Origin of the sequence: Marinomonas lutimaris, assembly GCF_019426345.1 — a bacterium.
Taxonomy (GTDB): domain Bacteria; phylum Pseudomonadota; class Gammaproteobacteria; order Pseudomonadales; family Marinomonadaceae; genus Marinomonas; species Marinomonas lutimaris.
Genome location: NZ_JAHLLW010000021.1, coordinates 36349 through 58754, shown reverse-complemented (window position 1 = coordinate 58754; position 22406 = coordinate 36349). Strand labels below are relative to the sequence as shown.

The window sequence follows — 22406 nt, the reverse complement described above, 5'->3', positions numbered from 1 at the left end:
CTTATGGCAGAGAAAATGGGCCTTGGTCTTTCGTCGGTTGGCATAACCCAATCGCAAATAGATCAGTATCATAATGATGGGTATTTGGTTTTAGAATCGATTGTTCCTAAAGCGCTATGTGATGCATTAAAAACTCGTATGTCAGAACTCATGGCTTCCTTCGAGCCTGATTCAGTGCGCTCCATTTTTACTACCAATGAGCAATCTCGCCATACCGATAATTACTTTATGGAGTCGGCTAACAAAGTGTCTTTCTTTTTTGAGGAAGAGGCTTTTGATGAAGTCGGTGTTCTTAAGCAACCACTTGAGTTATCCATTAACAAAGTAGGGCACAGCCTTCATTTTCAAGATCCGGTGTTCAAGGCTTTTTCATTATCTTCAGTTTGGGGGGAGTTGTTACACAAATTGGGGATGATTGATCCGCGTGCAGCGCAATCCATGTATATTTTTAAGCAGCCAGGAATCGGAGGTGAGGTGAATTGTCATCAAGATAGTACTTTCCTTTATACCACTCCGATGAGCGTGATAGGGCTGTGGTTTGCCATAGAGGACGCGACACTTGAAAATGGCTGTCTTTGGGGTGTGCCTACAGGCCACAAACAGGGGTTGTTAAAACGTTTTGAGCGTATTGGTGCTGATGCGATAGAAACCAAAATGGTGATACTAAAAGAACATGAGTGGCATCAAGATGAGCTGGTGGCAATGCCTGTGCCTAAAGGTTCTTTGGTTATTTTGAATGGTGAGTTTCCGCATCTTAGTTATGCTAATAGATCGGGAAAATCTCGCCATGCTTATGCTATCCATGCCGTTGATAATACTTGTGAATATCCTGAATTAAATTGGCTTCAAGCGAAGAAGGGTTCTTCTTTTGTGCCGTTTCATGCGAAGTGAAAAATTGAAATTGGAGTGTGTTGATGCAAGCTGTTTTGGCCCTGCTTAGTGATAACGAATTTCACTCTGGCGAAGAATTGGGAGCCGCATTAGGCGTTACCCGTGCAGCGGTTTGGAAAAAGCTTAAAAAGCTAGAATCTATTGGTGTGACCGTTCATTCAGTAAAAGGCCGTGGCTATCGTTTACCAGTTCCGGTCGAGCTGTTGTCAGAAGATTTGTTACGCGAAAATGGGGTGCCAAATGACGTGGCGATTAAATTAGCGTTTGAGACGGAGTCAACTAACGGCGATGCTAAGCAGTATATATCCCAAGGTAAGCCTTTGCCTGTTTTGATCTCTGTTGAGCGTCAGACTCAAGGCAAGGGACGTCGTGGCCGTCAATGGGAATCAGGTGTCGCAAAAAACCTGACATTTTCGTTTGCGTGGCGCTTTGATAATGGCCCAAATGTTGTTGAGGGTCTGAGTTTGGCTGTGGGTGTTGCTGTAGCTAGGGTGTTAAAAAAAGCAGGCATTCCGAATCCTGGCTTGAAGTGGCCCAACGACGTACAAGTTGATGGTCAGAAAATTTGCGGTATTTTATTGGAGATGGTGGCGGATCAGGATGTTTGTCATGTGATCATCGGCATTGGGCTTAATGTAGCAATGGATGATGCCTTTATGACGAACGTAGATCAGCCTTGGACTGATCTGCTTTCTCGCCTGAAATCTCGTCCGAGCCGAAATGTCATCTTGGGTGAATTAACCAAAGAGCTAATTGGTATTTGTCAGTTGTTTGAAGATGGTAATGGCATGAAGCACTTTCAGCATCAGTGGCAGGCATATGACGTTTTGTTTAATCAATCTGTTACTGTCAGTACGGTTTCTCAGCAACGTCAAGGGATCGCCCGAGGTATTGACCAAAAAGGCGCCTTGCTTCTAGAAGAAAATGGTGAGCTGGTGGCTCTTCATGGGGGAGAAATTAGTGTCCGTCGCGGCTAGGGTCTTGGTGGTTGATGCTGGTAATACCAGCATCAAGTTTACCGCCTTTGAAGGTGAGCAAGTATTATGGGTGCAAAGAGGAGAAGGTTTTCCTACTGATACTGGTTTTGCGCCTGATGTGATTTATTTTGCCAGTGTTCGTTCTAAAGAGTTGAGCGCGTTGCTGCATGCGGATATTCAAGCTGAATTCCCACACAGTGAATGGGTCACATTAACGAGTCAGGCGTTTGCTTGTGGTGTTAGCAATGCCTATATTGAACCTGAGCGTTTGGGAATTGACCGGTGGCTTGGGGTGATTGCTGCCCACCATCTGGTAAAGGAGGATGTTGTGGTGGTGGATGCTGGTACGGCAATTAAGGTGGATGTGGTCAATAAAGAAGGCGTTCATCTTGGTGGCTATATAGCTCCTGGGTTGGTAATGATGGAAGAATCTTTGCTCTCAAAAACAGCTCGCATTCGCTATGCTGCCGATGAGGTTGTCGTAGGGGACGGCTTGCCTAATTCAACAGCAAGGGCCGTAACGGAAGGTTGTCGCGAGATGGCATTGGGTTTTTTGGAGCGTATTCATCATCGTTACCCAGAATTCAAGTGGGTTGTGACGGGCGGAGATGCGCAAGCGTTATTAGGTGCATTGGGTATTTCACTAGAGAGTCTGCCTAATCTTGTGGCTTTGGGTGCAAAGCTTGTTGGCGATGAAGAGTTAAGAGGCAATAAATGAAGTGGCTGTTTCTTTTTGTAGTGTTACTTAATGCTGGCTTCTTGAGCTGGCATAGTTTTGTTCAAGATAAGCCGGAAAAAAATCAAGAATCGATTTACGGCCCACCCGTCAGTGAAAAGATTCATTTATTGTCGGAAGCTCCAGCAGTTAGTGAGCAAGATTATAGTTCCGGAGTCGCGGCTAATGAGAGCCTTGAAGAGGCACTTAGTAAAGTTATTGAGCAATCTGCTGGTGATTCGTCTGAATTATATTGCCCACGCTTAGAAACGGAGCGAGATGATGATAAAAAACAAATTACTAAAGTGCTAAAGAGTTTTGGCTGGGCTTATAAAGATCGAGAGGTCTCAGGTAAACGGCCGAAGTTTTGGCTCTACATTGCGGCACCAGAAACCCCTGCCATTGCAGAGCGCATAGTAAAAGAACTTGCCTCTAAATCTATTGATAGCTTTGTTATTAATCGCGCAGAAATGAAGAACCGTATTTCTTTAGGATTGTATTCCTCAAAAGAGCGAGCTGATCAAGCGAAAGTACGCATACAAAATGTATCTGGCTATGCTGTTGATGTTTATGAACATATGCGAAATGTCTCGCTTCAGCAGATTGATATTGCGCAGCCAGTAGATGAAAAAGACTGGGAGCAGTTTATGTCACGCTTCGATCTAACCAAGATGATGATAAAAGTAGAAAAAAATCCTTGCTAGTGCTTGCAATTGGCAAGACGATTCATATAATGGCTCCCACCTTTTGGGGTGTTGCGTTGTAGCGCTGAGTACNTAGTGCTTGCAATTGGCAAGACGATTCATATAATGGCTCCCACCTTTTGGGGTGTTGCGTTGTAGCGCTGAGTACGTGGAGGGGTTCCCGAGTGGCCAAAGGGAGCAGATTGTAAATCTGCCACGAAAGTTTCGGTGGTTCGAATCCACCTCCCTCCACCAATTGCGGGTATGGTATAGTGGCTATTACCTCAGCCTTCCAAGCTGAAGAGGCGGGTTCGATTCCCGCTACCCGCTCCAGGCTCATGTAGCTCAGTTGGTAGAGCACACCCTTGGTAAGGGTGAGGTCGGCAGTTCAAATCTGCTCATGAGCTCCAGCATTTCCAATGCAAAAGATAGGTGGTTTGACCGCCTTTTTTATTGTCTGTTTTTTGGGCAGATACCCTTGCCAGATTTGGCTTGTTCAGGTATCATCCTTCGCCCATACGAATGTAGGCCAATAGTTCAATTGGTAGAGCACCGGTTTCCAAAACCGGCTGTTGGGGGTTCGAGTCCCTCTTGGCCTGCCATCTTTCGTATCCTATTTCTTAGTTAGGGATCACCTGAAGTATGAGTTCGAGTACTGAAGCTCAAGCGTCTCGCGGAGATGTGTTTAAGTGGGCAATTGTTGTTCTGCTAGTTGCGGTAGGCGTGATTGGTAATAACTATTATTCTGCTGAGTCACTATTGTATCGCTTAATCGCTATCTTGGTGTTGGCTGGTGTCGCTGGTTTTGTTGCGTTGCAAACTGTGAAAGGTAAGGCTTTTTTTACTCTGGCAAGAGAAGCTAAAACTGAAATTCGCAGAGTTGTATGGCCAACTAGACAAGAAACCATGCAAACAACCTTAATAGTGTTAGCGGTTGTTGTTTTTATGTCTCTCGTGCTATGGGGGGTGGATTCGTTCCTTGGTTGGATCGTTTCCTCGGTAATTAGTTAGGAGTTGCTCGTGACCAAACGATGGTATGTAGTACAGGCGTACTCAGGGTACGAAAAGCACGTAATGCGTTCGCTTATTGAGCGGGTGCAGGTTATGGGGCAGGAAGAAAATTTTGGTGACATCTTGGTGCCGACCGAAGAAGTGGTCGAGATCCGAGATGGTAAAAAGCGCAAGAGTGAAAGAAAGTTCTATCCAGGTTATGTATTGGTTCAAATGGATATGAATGACGCCTCTTGGCATTTGGTTAAAGGCACATCTCGCGTACTTGGTTTTATTGGTGGTACGGCGGATAAGCCTTCACCGATTACAACTCGTGAAGCGGATGCTATTCTGCAGCGTGTTAGTGATGGTGTTGATAAGCCTCGTCCTAAGACCTTGTTTGAAGTGGGTGAGGTGGTTCGTGTTAATGAAGGGCCGTTCGCTGATTTCAATGGTGTTGTGGAAGAGGTGGATTACGATAAAAGTCGAATCAAAGTGGCAGTGCTTATTTTTGGGCGCTCTACACCTGTTGATTTGGAGTTTAGTCAGGTTGAAAAAGCCTGATTTTGTTGAACGGGTAGCCTTAGGGCAGTGACCCAATTGGAGTTGAAAAATGGCTAAGAAAGTCCAAGCTTATATCAAGCTACAAGTTAAAGCGGGTCAAGCGAACCCAAGTCCACCAGTTGGTCCAGCACTTGGTCAACACGGTGTGAATATCATGGAATTCTGTAAAGCGTTCAATGCTAAAACTCAAAGCCTTGAGCCAGGTCTTCCAACGCCTGTTATTATCACTGTTTACAGTGATCGTAGTTTTACATTCGAAACTAAATCTACTCCTGCAGCAGTTTTGCTTAAAAAAGCTGCTGGTTTAAAGAGTGGTTCTCCACGTCCAAATACTCAAAAAGTCGGTACGGTTACTCGTGCTCAACTAGAAGAGATTGTTGTTGCTAAGCAGGCTGATTTGACTGCTTCTAACATGGATGCAGCAGTTCGTACTATTGCTGGTAGCGCACGCGCTATGGGTCTAGAAGTTGAGGGTGTTAACTAATGGCTAAATTAACTAAACGCGCTCGTTTGATCGCTGAAAAAGTAGAAGCAACTAAATTTTACTCTGTAGAAGAAGCTGTTGCTCTATTGTCTGAGCTTTCTACTGTTAAGTTTAAAGAGTCTATCGACGTATCTGTTAACCTAGGCGTTGACCCACGCAAATCTGATCAGGTTGTTCGTGGTTCTACAGTATTGCCTCATGGTGCCGGTAAAGATGTTCGTGTTGCTGTATTTGCGCAAGGTGCAAATGCTGAAGCTGCGAAAGAAGCTGGTGCAGATGTTGTTGGTTTTGAAGATTTAGCTGAACAAGTTAAAGCTGGTAACCTTGATTTTGACGTAGTTATTGCATCTCCAGATGCAATGCGTATCGTTGGTCAGCTAGGTCAAGTTTTAGGCCCACGTGGTCTAATGCCTAACCCTAAAGTTGGCACAGTAACGCCTGATGTTGCTACTGCAGTACGAAATGCAAAAGCAGGTCAAGCTCGTTACCGTACAGATAAAAATGGTATCATTCACGCTGCTGTTGGCTCTATTGAGTTCGCTGCGGATGCTATCAGAGGTAACTTGGAAGCGCTTTTGACCGACTTGCGTCGTGCTAAACCTGCGTCTTCTAAAGGTGTTTACCTGAAAAAAGTGACCTTGTCCTCTACAATGGGACCTGGTCTACAAATTGATCTAGGCGCGCTTAACTCTACTAAGTAAGTGTGTTTAGATCATGAGCTTTGGGGTCTGCCTTCATTTATTTGTTGAGCAGGCCGTCAAAGACCGCAGGAACCTAATGGTTTAATAACAACGTTGAAAAATGTTTGTCCTGCGCAGATGGTGTGGCCCGATTCAGATTAACTGGATCTAACTCACCAGCAAGTACTTCGAGTAATCGGAGAGTTGGTAAAAATAGGGGAATTTATTCCCTGCTAATCCAGGAGAAAACCAGTGGCATTAGGTCTAGAAGACAAAAAAGCCATTGTCGCCGAAGTTAGCGAAGTTGCTAAAACTGCATTATCTGCAGTAGTTGCTGACTCTCGCGGTGTTACCGTGAGTAGTATGACAGAACTACGTAAAGAAGCGCGCGAAGCAGGTGTTTATGTACGTGTAGTACGTAATACTTTGGCTCGCCGTGCAGTTGAAGGCACTGACTTCGAATGTCTAGCTGAGAGCTTTGTTGGTCCTACGTTAATTGCTTTTTCTAACGAACATCCGGGTGCGGCTGCTCGTTTGTTGAAAGCGTTTGCGAAAACTAACAGCAAGTTTGAAGTAAAGGCGTTGGCGTTCAACGGTGAGTTGATCCCAGCTGGCGACATTGATCGTTTGGCAACACTGCCTACATACGACGAAGCTATTGCGAAACTGATGAGTGTTATTCAGGGCGCAACAAGCAAGTTTGTACGTACTCTTGCAGCGGTTCGCGATCAAAAAGAGCAAGAAGCGGCTTAATACGGCTTACCGTATCCCTTCTTGATAAATATTTGTTTTATCACCCTAGGGTGATTATAAAGAATGCTAGGAATCTGAGTCATGGCTCTAACTAAAGAAGATATCATCAATGCAGTAGCAGAAATGTCTGTGATGGACGTTGTTGAACTAATTTCTGCAATGGAAGAAAAATTCGGCGTATCTGCAGCTGCTGCTGTAGCTGCGGGTCCTGCTGCTGAAGCTGGCGCTGCTGCTGAAGAACAAACTGAATTTGACGTTGTTCTTACTGCTGCAGGCGAGAAGAAAGTAAACGTAATCAAAGCGGTTCGTGCAGCGACTGGTCTAGGCTTGAAAGAAGCTAAAGCTATCGTTGACGGCGCTCCAATGACTGTTAAAGAAGCTGCTTCTAAAGAAGATGCTGCCGCTCTTAAAGCAGCTCTTGAAGAAGCTGGTGCATCTGTCGAAATCAAGTAATGATACTTGTATTTCCAGATTTCGACCAATAGTCGAAATGGCTGGTGACATTATTGTCACCGGCCTTTTTGGGTTTCTGAAACTCAAATAAAACTTAAAAGAATTTTCACATGGGAGATAATGCTCCCATATATGGTAAGGCCTGATTTGGGCCTTTTGCGTCAATGTGCACAAGCTGGGGAATGCTGATGGCTTACTCATACACTGAGAAAAAACGTATCCGTAAGGATTTCGGTAAACTGCCGCCCGTTTTGGATGTGCCATACTTGCTGGCAATTCAGCTTGAATCCTATCGTAATTTTCTGCAGGAAGGTAAAAGTCTTGCAGAGCGTGGGGAATTAGGTCTGCATGGGGCCTTTAAATCTGTCTTTCCAATGGTCAGCTTTTCCGGCAATGCGGCGCTAGAATACGTCGATTACCGTTTAGGCAAGCCAGTCTTTGATGTTAAAGAGTGTCAGTTGCGTGGTGTTACTTACGCGGCACCTTTACGTGTTCGTGTGCGACTTATTATTTATGATAAAGAGTCGTCCAATAAGGCAATCAAAGACATTCGCGAGCAAGAAGTCTACATGGGCGAAATTCCGCTTATGACAGACAATGGTACCTTTGTAATCAACGGGACTGAGCGTGTTATTGTATCTCAATTACACCGTTCTCCTGGTGTGTTCTTCGACCACGATCGTGGTAAGACACACTCTTCAGGCAAGTTACTACATTCTGCTCGTATTATTCCTTACCGCGGTTCATGGTTGGACTTCGAGTTTGATCCAAAAGATTGCGTATTTGTTCGTATTGACCGTCGCCGTAAGTTGCCGGCAACTATTTTGTTGCGCGCTTTGGGTTACGGAACTGAGCAAATTCTAGATACTTTCTTTGACTCTACTCGTTTCTATTTGAAACGTGATGGTTTTGAAATGGATCTAGTTGCAAATCGTCTACGTGGCGAGACTGCACTGTTTAATATTGCTGATGCGAATGGCGAACTGATCGTAGAAGAAGGTCGCCGTATTACTGCTAAGCACATTCGTGTGATGGAAAAATCAGGTCTTGAGCGTCTATCTGTACCGCTTGAGTACATGCTTGGCAAGGTAACAGCGAAAAACTTGGTTCATCCTTCAACGGGTGAGTTGATTGCGGAAGCAAACACTGAGTTGTCTGTTGATTTGCTAGAGGCGTTGGTTTCTTCTGGTATTACTGAAGTTGAAACGCTTTATACGAACGATTTGGATAATGGTCCATTTATTTCTGATACGCTGCGTATTGATCCAACGAGTAATCAGTTAGAAGCTCTAGTTGAAATCTATCGCATGATGCGTCCTGGCGAGCCACCGACCAAAGAATCGGCTGAAGGTTTGTTCCAAGGTTTGTTCTTCTCCGAAGATCGCTATGACCTATCTGGCGTTGGTCGAATGAAATTCAATCGTCGTTTAGGCCGTGAAGAAGATACGGGTGCTGGCGTTCTTGATAATGACGACATCGTAGCTGTTCTAAAAACTTTGCTTGATATCCGTAACGGTAACGGCATGGTTGATGACATCGATCACTTGGGTAACCGTCGAGTTCGTTCTGTTGGTGAAATGGCCGAGAACCAATTCCGTGTTGGTCTTGTTCGTGTTGAGCGTGCAGTGAAAGAGCGTTTGTCAATGGCAGAAGCTGATGGCCTTATGCCGCAAGACCTTTTGAATGCGAAGCCAGTTGCTGCCGCTATTAAAGAGTTCTTCGGTTCAAGCCAGTTGTCTCAGTTTATGGACCAAAACAACCCGCTATCTGAAGTAACGCATAAGCGTCGTGTTTCGGCGTTAGGGCCTGGTGGTCTTACGCGTGAACGTGCAGGCTTTGAAGTACGTGACGTACACGCTACTCACTATGGCCGTGTTTGTCCTATCGAAACACCTGAAGGTCCAAACATCGGTTTGATTAACTCGCTATCAACTTATGCGCGCACTAACAGCTACGGCTTCTTAGAAACGCCATACCGTAAGATTATCGATGGCAAAATGACTGATGAAACAGTTTATATCTCTGCAATCGATGAAGCGAAATATGTAATAGCCCAAGCATCTGCAAATGTTGATGCGGAAGGTCGTTTGGTTGATGAGTTGGTTCAGGTGCGTCACATGCACGAAACGACTTTGATTCCAAAAGAGAAAGTAAACCTAATGGACGTGTCACCTCGTCAGGTTGTTTCTGTTGCGGCATCTTTGATTCCGTTCCTAGAGCACGACGATGCTAACCGTGCATTGATGGGATCGAACATGCAGCGTCAAGCAGTACCTACACTTAAGGCAGATAAGCCTGTAGTTGGTACTGGGATGGAAAAAAATGTAGCAAAAGATTCTGGTGTTTGTATCGTTGCGAACCGCGGTGGTGTGATTGAGTCTGTTGATGCGAGCCGTATCGTTGTACGTGTGAATTCAGAAGAAACAATTGCTGGTGAGGCGGGTGTAGATATCTACAACCTAACTAAATACGTGCGTTCTAACCAGAACACTTGTATCAACCAGCGTACTTTGGTTATGAAAGGTGAGAAGGTTGCTTCTGGCGACATTATGGCTGATGGCCCTTCTGTAGATATGGGTGATTTGGCACTAGGCCAAAACATGCGTATTGCTTTTATGCCTTGGAACGGTTTCAACTTCGAAGACTCGATTCTCGTTTCTGAGCGTGTTGTAGAAGAAGATCGATTCACTTCTATCCACATTCAAGAGTTAACGTGTGTTGCGCGTGATACTAAGCTTGGGCCAGAAGAGATTACTGCTGATATCCCTAATGTGGGTGAAGGTGCGCTTTCTAAGTTGGATCAATCCGGTATCGTTTACATCGGTGCAGAAGTAGAGCCGGGCGATATTCTAGTTGGTAAAGTAACGCCTAAGGGTGAGACACAGCTAACGCCTGAAGAGAAACTTTTGCGAGCTATCTTCGGTGAAAAAGCGTCCGACGTAAAAGATACGTCGCAACGTGTTAAGACGGGTACGCGCGGTACAGTTATCGACGTGCAAGTTTTCACTCGTGATGGCATCGAAAAAGATGACCGTGCTAAGTTCATTGAAAAGTCGCAGCTTGATCAAGTTCGCAAGGACTTGAACGAAGAGTTCCGTATTGTTGAGAAAGCGACTTTCGAGCGTCTAGCTGAAGCCCTAATCGGTCAGCAAGCGGAAGGTGGTCCTGGTTTGGCTCGCAATGCGATTATTACGGAAGAGTACTTGGCGAATCTAGATCACCCTGAGTGGTTTAAAATTCGTGTTGCTAATGAAGAAGCGAGTGAGCAGCTTGAAAAAGCACAAGCCGCTTTGATTGAGCGCCGTAAAGAACTTGATGCGAAATTCGAAGATAAGAAACGCAAGCTACAAACAGGTGATGATCTAGCGCCTGGCGTTCTTAAAATCGTTAAGGTTTATGTTGCCATCAAACGTCGTATCCAGCCAGGTGATAAAATGGCCGGTCGTCATGGTAACAAAGGTGTAATTTCTAAAATTATGCCAGTTGAAGATATGCCGTACGATGAAAACGGTGATCCAGTTGATATCGTTTTGAACCCGCTAGGTGTTCCTTCGCGTATGAACGTTGGTCAGGTTTTGGAGACTCACTTAGGTGCGGCATCTAAAGGCTTGGGTCGTAAGATCAACGAGATGCTTGTTGTAGAGCGTGAGAAAGCAGAGGCAGTTGCAGAACTGCGTAGCTTCCTTGACGAGATCTATAACGGCTACGAAGGTGATTTGAAATGTGCGCGTACTGAAGATTTGGACAGCTTTACAGACGAAGAAATTTTGACCTTGGCATCTAACCTAACAGGTGGTGTTCCAATGGCGTCTGGTGCCTTTGATGGTGCAAAAGAGTCTGAAATTAAACGTATGTTGCGTTTAGCTGGAATCAACGAAAGCGGCCAAGTTAAATTGTTTAACGGCCGTACTGGTGATGCTTTTGAACGTCCTGTAACTGTTGGTTACATGTACATGCTTAAGTTGAACCACTTGGTTGACGACAAAATGCACGCACGTTCTACCGGTTCTTACAGCTTGGTTACTCAGCAGCCGCTGGGTGGTAAAGCTCAGTTCGGTGGTCAGCGTTTCGGGGAGATGGAGGTATGGGCACTAGAAGCATACGGTGCTGCTTACACGCTTCAAGAAATGTTGACTGTTAAGTCCGATGACGTGAATGGCCGTACTAAGATGTATAAAAACATCGTAGATGGTGACCACCGTATGGAACCTGGCATGCCTGAGTCCTTCAACGTGTTGGTGAAAGAGATTCGTTCTCTTGGTATCGATATCGAGCTGGAAAACGAATAAGCACGAATCACATTTGACCTGCTGGGGAGCAAGACTCCCCGGCCTTACGAGTGGGGCGAATATCCATGAAAGACTTATTAGGTCTTCTAAAATCACAGGGACAATCTGACGAGTTTGATGCGATCCGCATTGGCTTGGCATCACCAGATATGATTCGTTCATGGTCTTACGGTGAAGTTAAAAAGCCAGAGACCATCAACTACCGTACGTTCAAACCAGAACGTGACGGTTTGTTCTGTGCAAAAATCTTTGGTCCTATTAAGGACTACGAATGCTTGTGTGGTAAATATAAGCGTTTGAAACACCGTGGTGTTATCTGTGAGAAGTGTGGCGTTGAAGTGGCTCTGTCTAAAGTGCGTCGTGAACGCATGGGTCACATTGAGCTTGCATCGCCTGTTGCACATATTTGGTTTTTGAAGTCTCTACCGTCTCGTATCGGTCTTATCTTAGATATGACGTTGCGTGACATTGAGCGTGTTTTGTATTTTGAATCTTTCATCGTGATCGATCCAGGTATGACAACGCTTGATAAAGGCCAATTGCTAAACGATGAGCAGTATTTTGAAGCGCTAGAAGAATTCGGTGACGAGTTTGATGCCCGTATGGGTGCGGAAGCGGTTCAGATGTTGCTTCGCGATTTAGATATGCCTGTAGAAATTAACAGCATGCGTGAAGAGCTAAACAGCACTAATTCTGAAACTCGTATTAAGAAACTTTCTAAGCGTCTTAAGCTTGTTGAAGCATTCTATCATTCTGGTAACAACCCAGAGTGGATGGTGTTAGATGTATTGCCAGTTCTTCCACCAGATCTTCGTCCATTGGTGCCACTTGAAGGTGGTCGTTTTGCGACGTCTGATTTGAACGACCTTTACCGTCGTGTAATTAACCGTAACAACCGTCTAAAACGCCTGTTAGAGTTATCAGCTCCAGATATCATCGTACGCAACGAAAAGCGTATGTTGCAAGAATCTGTTGATGCTTTGCTTGATAACGGTCGTCGTGGCCGCGCCATTACTGGTTCTAACAAACGTCCTCTAAAATCTTTGGCTGATATGATCAAGGGTAAACAAGGTCGTTTCCGCCAGAACTTGCTAGGTAAGCGTGTTGACTACTCTGGTCGTTCTGTAATCACAGTAGGTCCATCACTGCGTCTACATCAGTGTGGTCTACCTAAGAAAATGGCACTTGAGTTATTCAAGCCATTCATTTTCTCTAAGCTTGAACTTCGTGGCATGGCGACGACGATCAAAGCGGCTAAGAAAATGGTTGAGCGTGAAACACCTGAAGTGTGGGATATCCTAGATGAGGTTATTCGCGAACATCCAGTGATGTTGAACCGTGCGCCAACACTTCACCGTTTGGGTATCCAAGCGTTTGAACCAATGTTGATCGAAGGTAAAGCGATTCAGTTGCACCCACTAGTGTGTGCGGCATACAACGCCGATTTCGATGGTGACCAAATGGCGGTTCACGTTCCGTTGACTATCGAGGCGCAGCTAGAAGCTCGTGCATTGATGATGTCTACGAACAACATCCTATCACCTGCAAACGGTGAGCCGATCATCGTTCCTTCTCAGGACGTTGTATTGGGTCTGTACTATATGACTCGTGAGAAAATCAATGCCAAAGGCGAAGGCATGGCATTTTCTGACATCAAAGAAGTACACCGTGCGTATGGTGCTAAACAGGTTGAATTGCACGCGAAAGTAAAAGTACGTATCAGCCAAGTTGATACCACGCTTGATGGCGACAAAGTGCCGTCTACTTTCATTGCAGATACAACTGTTGGTCGTGCCTTGTTGTTTGATATTGTTCCTGATGGCCTACCGTTCTCTGTGGTTAACCAAACCATGAAGAAAAAAGCGATCTCTAACTTGATCAACGAGTGTTACCGTAAAGTCGGCTTGAAAGAGAGCTGTATTTTTGCTGACCAATTGATGTACACAGGTTTTGCTTACGCTACGGCGTCAGGCTCTTCTGTTGGTGTTGATGACTTTGTTATTCCACCGGAGAAAGCAGCGATCATTGCGAAAGCTGAAGCAGAAGTTAAAGAAATCGAATACCAATACGCTGATGGTCTTGTAACTCAAGGCGAGAAGTACAACAAGGTAATCGATTTATGGTCTCGTACCAACGAAACTGTTACTGAAGCCATGATGAAAAACTTGGCAAAAGAGATGACAATCAATAAAGCGGGCGAAGAGGTTGAACAACAATCTTTTAACTCGGTTTACATGATGGCTGACTCTGGTGCCCGTGGTAGTGTTGCGCAGATGCGTCAGTTGGGTGGTATGCGTGGTTTGATGGCGAAACCAGATGGTTCCATTATCGAGACACCAATCACTGCGAACTTCCGTGAAGGTCTATCAGTACTTCAGTACTTTACCTCTACACACGGTGCTCGTAAGGGTCTAGCCGATACGGCATTGAAAACAGCAAACTCTGGTTACTTGACTCGTCGTCTAGTAGACGTAGCGCAGGATTTGGTTATCACTGAAGTAGATTGTGGCTCTACAAACGGTATTTCCGTTGCAGCCATGATTGAAGGTGGTGACGTAGTTGTTCCGCTAGGTCATCGTGTATTGGGTCGTGTAGTGGCTCAAGATGTGATTGACGGTAAAGGCGATTTCGTTCTTGCTGCTGGTACTTTGATTGACGAGCATGACGTTCGTACTATCGAAGCGGCTGGTGTGGATGAAATGATCATTCGTTCTGTTATCACTTGTAATACACGTCATGGTGTATGTGCTAAGTGTTACGGTCGTGATCTTGCTCGTGGTCATCAAGTTAACATTGGTGAAGCCATTGGTGTTGTTGCAGCACAGTCTATCGGTGAGCCAGGTACGCAGTTAACGATGCGTACGTTCCACATCGGTGGTGCGGCATCTCGAGCGTCTGCGATTGATAGTGTCCAGGTGAAGAGTGCGGGTACAGTACGTTTCAATAAAATGAAGAGTATCGAGCGTCATACTGGTCACCTAGTTGTTGCATCTCGTTCTTCTGAATTGGCCATTGCTGATGAAGCGGGTCGTGAGAAAGAGCGTTATAAGCTTCCTTACGGTGCGGTATTGAGTGTGCGTGAAGGTGATCAAGTTACTGCGGGTCAAATCGTCGCTAACTGGGATCCACATACACACCCAATCGTATCTGAGATGGAAGGTCGCCTTGAGTTCAGTGGTATGGAAGAGAACGTTACTATTCGTCGTCAATCTGACGAAATGACGGGCTTGACTACTATTGAAGTTATGGAGATGCGTGATCGTCCTGCAGCTGGTAAAGACATACGTCCGATGATTGCCGTTGTTGATGCAGAGGGTAACCCTGTATTGATTCCTGGTACTGAATCACCAGTACAGTACATGCTTCCTGAAAAAGCATTGTTGAGTCTAGATCATGGCGCGACAGTGAAATCAGGTGAGGTTCTTGCGCGTATTCCTCAAGAATCTATTGGTAACAAAGATATTACCGGTGGTTTGCCACGAGTGGCAGACCTATTCGAAGCGCGTCGTCCGAAAGATCCTGCTGTTATGGCGGAAACGAGCGGTGTGGTTAGCTTCGGTAAAGAAACAAAAGGTAAGATCCGTTTGGTTATCACTCCTCAAAACGGTGATGATCCAGTCGAGACTTTGATTCCTAAATGGCGTCAAATCAACATCTTTGATGGTGAAGAAGTGGCTAAAGGTGAGATTATTGCCGACGGTCCTTTGAGCCCTCATGACATTTTGCGTCTTCAGGGTGTAGAGGCTTTGGCTGATTACATCACGAATGAAGTGCAAGAAGTTTACCGCTTGCAAGGCGTAGTAATTAACGATAAGCACATTGAGGTTATCGTTAACCAAATGTTACGCAAAGTAGAAGTTGGTGAGTCTGGTGATACAGATCTTATTCAAGGTGATCAGGTTGAGTTTACTCATCTGCTAGATTCAAACGAAAAAGCGGAAGCAGAGGGTAAATTCCCTGCTAAGTTTGAGCGTGTGCTTCTAGGTATCACGAAAGCTTCTTTGGCTACTGAGTCCTTTATATCAGCGGCATCTTTCCAAGAGACAACTCGAGTTCTTACGGAAGGTGCGGTAACTGGTAAGAAAGATCACTTACGTGGCTTGAAAGAAAACGTTGTTGTGGGTCGCTTGATACCAGCTGGTACAGGTTTGGCTTACCACAATGAGCGCAAGAGAAAGAAAGAGCTTGCACTAGCAGCGAAGGAAGGAAGTTCGACAGTAAGTGCCTCAGATGTTGAAGAAGCATTGAGTGCTGCACTGAAAGACTAGTTATTTGCTGTTAAATCGTAAGGGAGGTGATTTTTTAGTCGCCTCCCTATTGACTGTTTTATAGGCGCAAATTAAACTTGCGCCTCCTTAATTTTGGCGATTTCCGTCATAAGAATTGGATTTGTGGAGCTTGTCTAATGGCAACCGTTAACCAGTTGGTTCGTAAACCACGTAAACGTAAAGTGGCAAAGAGTGACGTTCCTGCGTTACAAGCTTGTCCGCAACGCCGCGGTGTCTGCACTCGCGTATATACTACTACACCTAAAAAGCCTAACTCGGCTTTGCGTAAAGTATGTCGTGTTCGCTTGACTAACGGCTTCGAAGTTACTTCCTACATCGGTGGTGAAGGTCACAACCTGCAAGAACACAGCGTAGTGCTGATTCGCGGCGGTCGTGTAAAAGACCTTCCTGGTGTTCGTTACCACACAGTGCGTGGTAGCTTGGATACTTCAGGCGTACAAAATCGTAAGCAAGGCCGTTCTAAATACGGTACTAAACGTCCTAAGAAGTAAGTTAAATCAGCTTAATTCATCGTTTAGACATAATTTTTTAATACAGTAAGGCCGAGCAATAATATAATTGTCTCGGGCGAACCTGAAGAGGATATAGATATGCCTAGAAGACGCGTCGTCGCTAAGCGTGAAATCCTTCCGGATCCTAAACACGGAAGCCAGATTCTCGCTAAATTCATCAACCATGTAATGGTTAGCGGTAAAAAGTCTGTTGCAGAGAGCATTGTTTACAATGCGCTAAATACTGTAGCAGCTCGCGCTAAAACTGAAGAGCCAATGGCTATCTTCGAAAAAGCATTGGAATCTATCCAGCCAATGGTTGAGGTTAAATCTCGCCGTGTTGGTGGTGCGACATACCAAGTTCCTGTGGAAGTTCGTCCAGCTCGCCGCGCAGCTTTATCTATGCGTTGGTTGGTTGATGCTTCTCGTAAGCGTGGTGAAAAATCCATGGCTTTGCGTCTAGCTGGCGAAATTTTAGATGCTGCTGAAAACAAAGGTTCTGCTGTTAAGAAACGTGAAGACGTTCACCGCATGGCAGAAGCTAACAAAGCATTCTCTCACTACCGTTTCTAATCATCCGGAGAAGGATACACAGTGGCACGTAAAACACCTATCAACCGCTACCGTAACATCGGTATTTGTGCGCATGTTGATGCAGGTAAAACGACGACAACTGAGCGCGTTCTTTTTTATACTGGTCTATCTCATAAAATTGGTGAAGTGCACGATGGTGCAGCAACAATGGATTGGATGGAGCAAGAGCAAGAACGTGGTATCACGATAACTTCAGCAGCAACAACATGCTTCTGGAGTGGAATGAATAAGCAGTTTGAAGAGCATCGTGTCAACATTATAGACACGCCTGGGCACGTAGATTTTACTATTGAAGTAGAGCGTTCTCTACGTGTTTTGGATGGTGCTGTTGTTGTGCTTTGTGGTTCTTCGGGTGTGCAGCCTCAAACTGAGACGGTTTGGCGTCAAGCAAATAAGTATGAAGTGCCGCGTATGGTTTTCATCAATAAGATGGATCGTACGGGAGCTGACTTTTTTGCTGTTGTTCGTCAGTTAAAAACTCGTCTTGGGGCTAATGCTGTTCCAATTCAGATCAATGTTGGCACTGAAGAAGATTTCAGAGGTGTAATCGATTTGATCTTGATGAAAACTATTGTGTGGAATGAAGAAGATCATGGTATGACTTTCTCTTTGGAGGAGGTTCCTGATGATTTGCTTGAGGAAGCGCAAGAGTGGCGTGAGCACATGGTTGAGGCGGCAGCTGAAGCGAATGATGAATTAATGGATAGGTACCTTGAAGAAGGTGAGCTATCTGTTGATGAGATAAAAAGCGGTTTGAGAATTCGCACGTTATCCAATGAAATTGTCTTGGTTACTTGTGGTTCTGCCTTTAAAAATAAAGGTGTTCAGGCTGTTTTGGATGCTGTTGTTGAATATTTACCTTCACCGCTTGAAGTGAAAGCGATTGAAGGGACGCTTGAAGATGGTGAAACTGTTGTAACTCGAATAGCTAATGATGAGGATCCATTCTCGTCGTTGGCATTCAAAATAGCGACAGACCCATTTGTGGGTACATTAACATTTATTCGTGTGTATTCTGGAGTGTTGCGTTCAGGAGATGCGGTTTACAATTCTGTTAAGCAGAAGCGTGAGCGTATTGGCCGAATGGTTCAAATGCATGCTAATAATCGTGAAGAAATCAAAGAAGTATTGGCGGGTGATATTGCTGCTATCGTAGGAATGAAATACGTAACTACGGGTGATACGCTTTGCGATATGAATGATGTTGTTGTGCTTGAGCGTATGGAGTTTCCAGAGCCTGTTATATCCGTCGCTGTTGAGCCAAAATCTCAGGCTGATCAGGATAAAATGGGCGTTGCGCTGGGTAAATTGGCGCAAGAGGATCCTTCTTTTCGGGTGGAAACGCACGAAGAAACGGGTCAAATAATTATTTCCGGTATGGGTGAGCTGCACCTTGATATACTTGTCGATCGTATGCGTCGCGAGTTCAAGGTGGAGGCAAACATTGGTAAGCCTCAGGTTTCCTATCGGGAGAAAATTCGCAAAGAAGTGGTGGTTAATCACAAATTTGTGCGTCAATCCGGTGGTCGTGGTCAATACGGTCACGTCGTGATGAAGTTAATCCCGACTGATAAAGATGGGCTTGAGTTTGTTAACGAGATTGTTGGTGGTGCTATTCCTAAAGAATACATCCCTGCAGTAGAAAAGGGTGTTTCGGAGCAAATGAAGAACGGTGTAATCGCTGGTTATCCATTATTGGGTATCAAGGTTGTGCTGATCGATGGTTCATTCCATGATGTTGACTCTAATGAAATGGCCTTTAAAATTGCAGCTTCTCAGGGGCTAAGAAAAGGAGCGGCTGATGCTGATCCTTGCGTTCTTGAACCTGTAATGAAAGTGGAAGTTGTAACTCCTGAAGAATACATGGGTGATGTGATGGGTGACCTGAATCGTCGTCGTGGTGTTGTTCAGGGGATGGACGATTCCCCGTCAGGGAAGATTATTCGTGCTGAAGTTCCTCTTGGGGAAATGTTCGGATATGCAACTGACGTGCGTAGCTTGTCGCAAGGGCGTGCAAGTTATGCAATGGAGTTTGAGAAATACGCTGAAGCACCGGCTAGTGTGGCAGACGCGATCATCAAAAATGAAGATTAATCATCATACTTACTAATTCTTAAGGTGTATGTATCATGGCAAAGAGTAAATTCGAACGTAATAAACCGCACGTTAACGTTGGCACAATCGGTCACGTTGACCATGGTAAAACAACTCTAACTGCAGCATTGACTCGCGTATGTGCAGAAGTATTCGGCGGAACAGCTGTTGCTTTTGACGGTATCGATAATGCTCCTGAAGAGCGTGAGCGTGGTATCACTATCTCTACTTCTCACGTAGAGTATGATTCTCCAACTCGTCACTACGCACACGTAGACTGTCCTGGACACGCCGATTATGTTAAAAACATGATCACTGGTGCTGCTCAAATGGACGGTGCGATCCTAGTTTGTGGTGCGACTGATGGTCCTATGCCTCAGACTCGTGAACACATTCTTCTTTCTCGTCAAGTAGGCGTTCCTTACATTGTTGTTTTCTTGAACAAGTCTGACTTGTTGGCTGAAGACTGTGGTGGTGCGGATTCTGAAGAATACGCTGAAATGCTAGAGTTGGTTGAGATGGAATTGCGTGACCTTCTTTCTGAATACGACTTCCCAGGTGATGATACTCCAATCATCCCAGGTTCTGCGCTAATGGCGTTGAAAGGCGAAGACGACAACGAAATGGGTACTACTGCAGTACGTAAACTAGTTGAAACTCTTGACGAGTACATTCCTGAGCCAGAGCGTGCTATTGATGGTGCATTCTTGATGCCTATCGAGGATGTATTCTCTATTCAAGGTCGTGGTACTGTTGTTACTGGTCGTGTTGAGCGTGGTATTATCAAAATCCAAGAAGAAGTTGAAATTGTTGGTATCGTTGATACTACTAAAACAACTTGTACTGGTGTAGAGATGTTCCGTAAGCTTCTAGACGAAGGTCGTGCTGGTGAGAACTGTGGTATTCTTCTACGTGGTACTAAGCGTGAAGACGTACAGCGCGGTCAAGTATTGGCTAAGCCTGGTTCAATCACTCCTCATACAGAGTTTGAAGCAGAAGTTTACGTGTTGGGTAAAGATGAGGGTGGTCGTCATACTCCATTCTTCAAAGGTTACCGTCCACAGTTTTACTTCCGTACAACTGACGTAACTGGTGCATGTTCTCTGCCTGAAGGCGTAGAAATGGTTATGCCTGGTGATAACATTCAAATGACTGTTGAGCTAATTCACCCAATCGCGATGGACGAAGGTCTACGTTTCGCGATTCGTGAAGGTGGTCGTACAGTTGGTGCTGGTGTTGTAGCTAAAATCCTTAAGTAATTAGATATTAATATCTGCTTACTTTGATTTAGAAAAGGCCACTCGCAGATCGGGTGGCCTTTTTATTTTTATGGTTTATTTTGTTTGTTCAGAAATTGGTTACTTGACAACCAGTTTTTGAATGGCTAATATTCGCCGTCCTTAAAAAAGGATTGTGGCTTAATAAATGTACAGTTAAGTCATCAAAACATTGTATTTGGAGTTGGAAATGCAAAGCCAAAAAATCCGTATTCGTCTGAAAGCGTTTGATCATCGTCTGATCGATGCTTCAACACAAGAAATTGTGGACACAGCGAAACGTACAGGTGCGCAAGTGCGTGGACCGATTCCACTTCCTACTCGCAAAGAGCGTTATACAGTATTGATTTCTCCACACGTAAACAAAGATGCGCGTGATCAGTATGAAATCCGTACACACAAACGTGTTCTAGACATCGTTGAGCCAACTGAAAAAACTGTTGATGCTCTAATGAAGCTAGATCTTGCGGCAGGCGTGGAAGTACAAATTTCTTTGGGTTAATAGCTCAAAGTTTGGGGTGCGACAACCGGCTGGTTATCAGTCGGCTATATGCACAATAGTGGAATGATCTGGAATGATCAGCCGTAGCGGGTGATAGCCCCATACACAACTGGCAAGTGAGGTAAAAAATGGCTATTCAATTAGTCGGACGCAAAGCCGGTATGACACGTATCTTCACTGAAGATGGTGTATCCGTGCCAGTAACCGTCATCGAGGTTGAACCGAACCGCGTTACTCAGGTGAAAACATCAGAAACTGATGGCTACCAAGCTGTTCAAGTTACTGTAGGTTCTCGCCGTTCGAGCCGCGTTAACAAAGCTGCTGCGGGTCATTATGCAAAAGCAAATGTTGAGGCAGGTCGTGGTTTGTGGGAGTTCCGCCTGGCAGGTGACGAAAAAGAAATCAATGTTGGTGATGAGCTGACTGTTGCTGATTTCGAATCTATCCAAATGGTTGATGTAACTGGTCAATCAAAGGGTAAAGGGTTTCAAGGTGCCATCAAGCGTCATAATTTTAGTATGCAAGATGCTACACATGGTAACTCATTGTCTCACCGTGCACCTGGTTCTATCGGCCAATGTCAAACACCTGGTCGTGTTTGGAAAGGCAAGAAGATGGCTGGCCATATGGGTGCTGCACAAGTAACTACACAATCACTAGAAGTGGTTCGCGTAGACACAGAACGTAACCTTATCCTTGTGAAAGGTGCCGTACCTGGTGCAGTAAATGGTGATGTTATTCTTCAATCAGCTGTTAAAGCTCGCTAAGAGGGGTAGACAATGAACTTGAATCTAACAGGCGCAGAAGGAACTGTAGAAGTTTCTGATGTAGCCTTTGCTCGTGAATATAACGAAGCGTTGGTTCACCAAGTAGTTACATCTTACTTGGCTGGCGCTCGTCAAGGCTCACGTGCACAGAAAACACGCTCTGAAGTAGCAGGTGGTGGACGCAAACCTTGGAAACAAAAAGGTTCTGGTCGTGCACGCGCAGGTACTATCCGTAGCCCTTTATGGCGCTCTGGTGGTGTTACTTTCGCTGCTAAGCCACAAGATCACTCTCAGAAAGTGAACAAGAAGATGTACCGTGCAGCAATGCGCACCATCTGGTCTGAGCTTGTACGTCAAGACCGTCTTGTTGTTGTAGAAGATCTTAAATTGGAAGCTCCAAAAACTAAGCTCTTCATAGCAAAAATGGCAGAATTGAATATTGAGAACGCTTTGATTGTTTCCGATCAATTGGATGACAATTTATTCTTAGCGGCTCGCAACATTCCTAACGTAGATGTACGTGATGCAGCGTCTATCGACCCTGTTAGCTTGATTGCTTACGACAAAGTGTTGGTGACAGTTGGTGCTCTGAAACAAGTTGAGGAGGCACTAGCATGATCGGCGAACGTATTTATAAAGTTCTGTTGGGTCCACACATTTCCGAAAAAGCTACAATCGTTGCCGAAGGTAATGGTCAGTACGTTTTTCGTGTAACTGGTGATGCAACGAAACCTGAAATCAAACAAGCTATCGAAGCGCTTTTTGAAGTCAAAGTTGAGTCTGTTCGCACGTTGAACCATAAAGGTAAAACTAAGCGTACAGTTCGTGGTCTAGGTAAACGTAAAGACGTGAAAAAAGCGTATGTACGTTTGGCTGAAGGCCAAGACATTGATTTCATGGTCGCTGAATAAGG

The 22406-nt window shown here is 45.0% G+C and carries 20 protein-coding genes and 4 tRNA genes; all 24 read left to right on the top strand.

Translation table 11 applies throughout. From position 1 onward, the window contains the following. Positions 1-3: 3 nt before the first annotated feature. Positions 4-891 carry a phytanoyl-CoA dioxygenase family protein gene (locus KPL72_RS18290; RefSeq protein WP_249422335.1) on the top strand — a complete coding sequence of 296 codons (888 nt, stop codon included), beginning with the start codon at positions 4-6 and terminating at the stop codon, positions 889-891. Positions 892-914: 23 nt separating this feature from the next. Next, positions 915-1868, top strand: a complete 954-nt coding sequence (locus tag KPL72_RS18285; RefSeq protein WP_212916919.1) for a biotin--[acetyl-CoA-carboxylase] ligase — start codon at positions 915-917, stop codon at positions 1866-1868. After that, positions 1837-2586 carry a type III pantothenate kinase gene (locus tag KPL72_RS18280; RefSeq protein ID WP_249422334.1) on the top strand — a complete coding sequence of 250 codons (750 nt, stop codon included), beginning with the start codon at positions 1837-1839 and terminating at the stop codon, positions 2584-2586. The genes KPL72_RS18285 and KPL72_RS18280 overlap by 32 nt, the downstream gene beginning before the upstream one ends. Further along, positions 2583-3287, top strand: a complete 705-nt coding sequence (locus KPL72_RS18275) for an SPOR domain-containing protein (protein WP_219703980.1) — start codon at positions 2583-2585, stop codon at positions 3285-3287. The genes KPL72_RS18280 and KPL72_RS18275 overlap by 4 nt, the downstream gene beginning before the upstream one ends. Before the next feature lie 150 nt (positions 3288-3437). Continuing rightward, positions 3438-3521 (top strand) — tRNA-Tyr (locus tag KPL72_RS18270). 3 nt (positions 3522-3524) lie between these two features. Beyond that, a tRNA-Gly gene (locus KPL72_RS18265) sits at positions 3525-3599 on the top strand. A gap of 1 nt (position 3600) precedes the next feature. Beyond that, positions 3601-3676: transfer RNA gene (locus KPL72_RS18260), tRNA-Thr, on the top strand. 116 nt (positions 3677-3792) lie between these two features. Next, a tRNA-Trp gene (locus KPL72_RS18255) sits at positions 3793-3868 on the top strand. 40 nt (positions 3869-3908) lie between these two features. Next, the gene (gene secE / locus KPL72_RS18250; RefSeq protein ID WP_212916917.1) at positions 3909-4277 is read left to right on the top strand and encodes a preprotein translocase subunit SecE; all 369 of its coding nucleotides are present in this window, start codon (positions 3909-3911) and stop codon (positions 4275-4277) included. A 9-nt stretch (positions 4278-4286) separates the two neighbouring features. Further along, positions 4287-4820: a transcription termination/antitermination protein NusG gene (nusG, locus tag KPL72_RS18245; protein ID WP_212916916.1), complete on the top strand. Its 534-nt coding sequence runs from the start codon at positions 4287-4289 to the stop codon at positions 4818-4820. Between the two features lie 49 nt (positions 4821-4869). Then, positions 4870-5304: a 50S ribosomal protein L11 gene (gene rplK / locus KPL72_RS18240; RefSeq protein WP_012071947.1), complete on the top strand. Its 435-nt coding sequence runs from the start codon at positions 4870-4872 to the stop codon at positions 5302-5304. After that, the gene (gene rplA, locus KPL72_RS18235) at positions 5304-6005 is read left to right on the top strand and encodes a 50S ribosomal protein L1 (protein ID WP_212916915.1); all 702 of its coding nucleotides are present in this window, start codon (positions 5304-5306) and stop codon (positions 6003-6005) included. Before rplK ends, rplA begins: the two co-directional genes overlap by 1 nt. A 231-nt stretch (positions 6006-6236) precedes the next feature. Then, positions 6237-6737 (top strand): 50S ribosomal protein L10, encoded by a 501-nt coding sequence (rplJ, locus tag KPL72_RS18230; protein WP_012071945.1) that lies wholly within the window; start codon positions 6237-6239, stop codon positions 6735-6737. Between the two features lie 81 nt (positions 6738-6818). Further along, on the top strand, positions 6819-7190 hold the full coding sequence (rplL, locus tag KPL72_RS18225) for a 50S ribosomal protein L7/L12 (RefSeq protein WP_212916914.1): 372 nt from the start codon (positions 6819-6821) through the stop codon (positions 7188-7190). A 188-nt stretch (positions 7191-7378) separates the two neighbouring features. After that, on the top strand, positions 7379-11479 hold the full coding sequence (gene rpoB / locus KPL72_RS18220; RefSeq protein WP_212916913.1) for a DNA-directed RNA polymerase subunit beta: 4101 nt from the start codon (positions 7379-7381) through the stop codon (positions 11477-11479). Between the two features lie 65 nt (positions 11480-11544). Further along, positions 11545-15747, top strand: a complete 4203-nt coding sequence (gene rpoC, locus KPL72_RS18215; protein ID WP_212916912.1) for a DNA-directed RNA polymerase subunit beta' — start codon at positions 11545-11547, stop codon at positions 15745-15747. A gap of 137 nt (positions 15748-15884) precedes the next feature. Next, positions 15885-16259 (top strand): 30S ribosomal protein S12, encoded by a 375-nt coding sequence (rpsL, locus tag KPL72_RS18210; protein ID WP_012071941.1) that lies wholly within the window; start codon positions 15885-15887, stop codon positions 16257-16259. Between the two features lie 99 nt (positions 16260-16358). Beyond that, on the top strand, positions 16359-16832 hold the full coding sequence (gene rpsG, locus KPL72_RS18205; RefSeq protein ID WP_012071940.1) for a 30S ribosomal protein S7: 474 nt from the start codon (positions 16359-16361) through the stop codon (positions 16830-16832). A 21-nt stretch (positions 16833-16853) separates the two neighbouring features. Then, positions 16854-18947, top strand: coding sequence for an elongation factor G (gene fusA / locus KPL72_RS18200; RefSeq protein ID WP_219703979.1), 2094 nt, complete (start codon positions 16854-16856; stop codon positions 18945-18947). A gap of 35 nt (positions 18948-18982) precedes the next feature. Further along, positions 18983-20206 (top strand): elongation factor Tu, encoded by a 1224-nt coding sequence (gene tuf / locus KPL72_RS18195; protein WP_212916910.1) that lies wholly within the window; start codon positions 18983-18985, stop codon positions 20204-20206. A 208-nt stretch (positions 20207-20414) separates the two neighbouring features. Continuing rightward, positions 20415-20726, top strand: coding sequence for a 30S ribosomal protein S10 (gene rpsJ, locus KPL72_RS18190; RefSeq protein WP_012071937.1), 312 nt, complete (start codon positions 20415-20417; stop codon positions 20724-20726). A gap of 128 nt (positions 20727-20854) precedes the next feature. Next, on the top strand, positions 20855-21493 hold the full coding sequence (gene rplC, locus KPL72_RS18185; protein WP_212916909.1) for a 50S ribosomal protein L3: 639 nt from the start codon (positions 20855-20857) through the stop codon (positions 21491-21493). Positions 21494-21505: 12 nt separating this feature from the next. After that, entirely contained in the window at positions 21506-22111 is a 606-nt protein-coding gene (rplD, locus tag KPL72_RS18180) for a 50S ribosomal protein L4 (RefSeq protein WP_113918284.1), read from the top strand. Then, complete coding sequence (rplW, locus tag KPL72_RS18175) at positions 22108-22404, top strand: 50S ribosomal protein L23 (protein ID WP_012071934.1); 297 nt, start codon at positions 22108-22110, stop codon at positions 22402-22404. Before rplD ends, rplW begins: the two co-directional genes overlap by 4 nt. Positions 22405-22406: the final 2 nt, after the last annotated feature.

Coding starts and splice junctions, on each gene's coding strand:
- KPL72_RS18290 (WP_249422335.1), top strand. CDS start 4: ATGGCAGAGAAAATGGGCCTTGGTCTTTCGTCGGTTGGCATAACCCAA.
- KPL72_RS18285 (WP_212916919.1), top strand. CDS start 915: ATGCAAGCTGTTTTGGCCCTGCTTAGTGATAACGAATTTCACTCTGGC.
- KPL72_RS18280 (WP_249422334.1), top strand. CDS start 1,837: ATGGGGGAGAAATTAGTGTCCGTCGCGGCTAGGGTCTTGGTGGTTGAT.
- KPL72_RS18275 (WP_219703980.1), top strand. CDS start 2,583: ATGAAGTGGCTGTTTCTTTTTGTAGTGTTACTTAATGCTGGCTTCTTG.
- secE (WP_212916917.1), top strand. CDS start 3,909: ATGAGTTCGAGTACTGAAGCTCAAGCGTCTCGCGGAGATGTGTTTAAG.
- rplK (WP_012071947.1), top strand. CDS start 4,870: ATGGCTAAGAAAGTCCAAGCTTATATCAAGCTACAAGTTAAAGCGGGT.
- rplA (WP_212916915.1), top strand. CDS start 5,304: ATGGCTAAATTAACTAAACGCGCTCGTTTGATCGCTGAAAAAGTAGAA.
- rplL (WP_212916914.1), top strand. CDS start 6,819: ATGGCTCTAACTAAAGAAGATATCATCAATGCAGTAGCAGAAATGTCT.
- rpoB (WP_212916913.1), top strand. CDS start 7,379: ATGGCTTACTCATACACTGAGAAAAAACGTATCCGTAAGGATTTCGGT.
- rpoC (WP_212916912.1), top strand. CDS start 11,545: ATGAAAGACTTATTAGGTCTTCTAAAATCACAGGGACAATCTGACGAG.
- rpsL (WP_012071941.1), top strand. CDS start 15,885: ATGGCAACCGTTAACCAGTTGGTTCGTAAACCACGTAAACGTAAAGTG.
- rpsG (WP_012071940.1), top strand. CDS start 16,359: ATGCCTAGAAGACGCGTCGTCGCTAAGCGTGAAATCCTTCCGGATCCT.
- tuf (WP_212916910.1), top strand. CDS start 18,983: ATGGCAAAGAGTAAATTCGAACGTAATAAACCGCACGTTAACGTTGGC.
- rpsJ (WP_012071937.1), top strand. CDS start 20,415: ATGCAAAGCCAAAAAATCCGTATTCGTCTGAAAGCGTTTGATCATCGT.
- rplC (WP_212916909.1), top strand. CDS start 20,855: ATGGCTATTCAATTAGTCGGACGCAAAGCCGGTATGACACGTATCTTC.
- rplD (WP_113918284.1), top strand. CDS start 21,506: ATGAACTTGAATCTAACAGGCGCAGAAGGAACTGTAGAAGTTTCTGAT.
- rplW (WP_012071934.1), top strand. CDS start 22,108: ATGATCGGCGAACGTATTTATAAAGTTCTGTTGGGTCCACACATTTCC.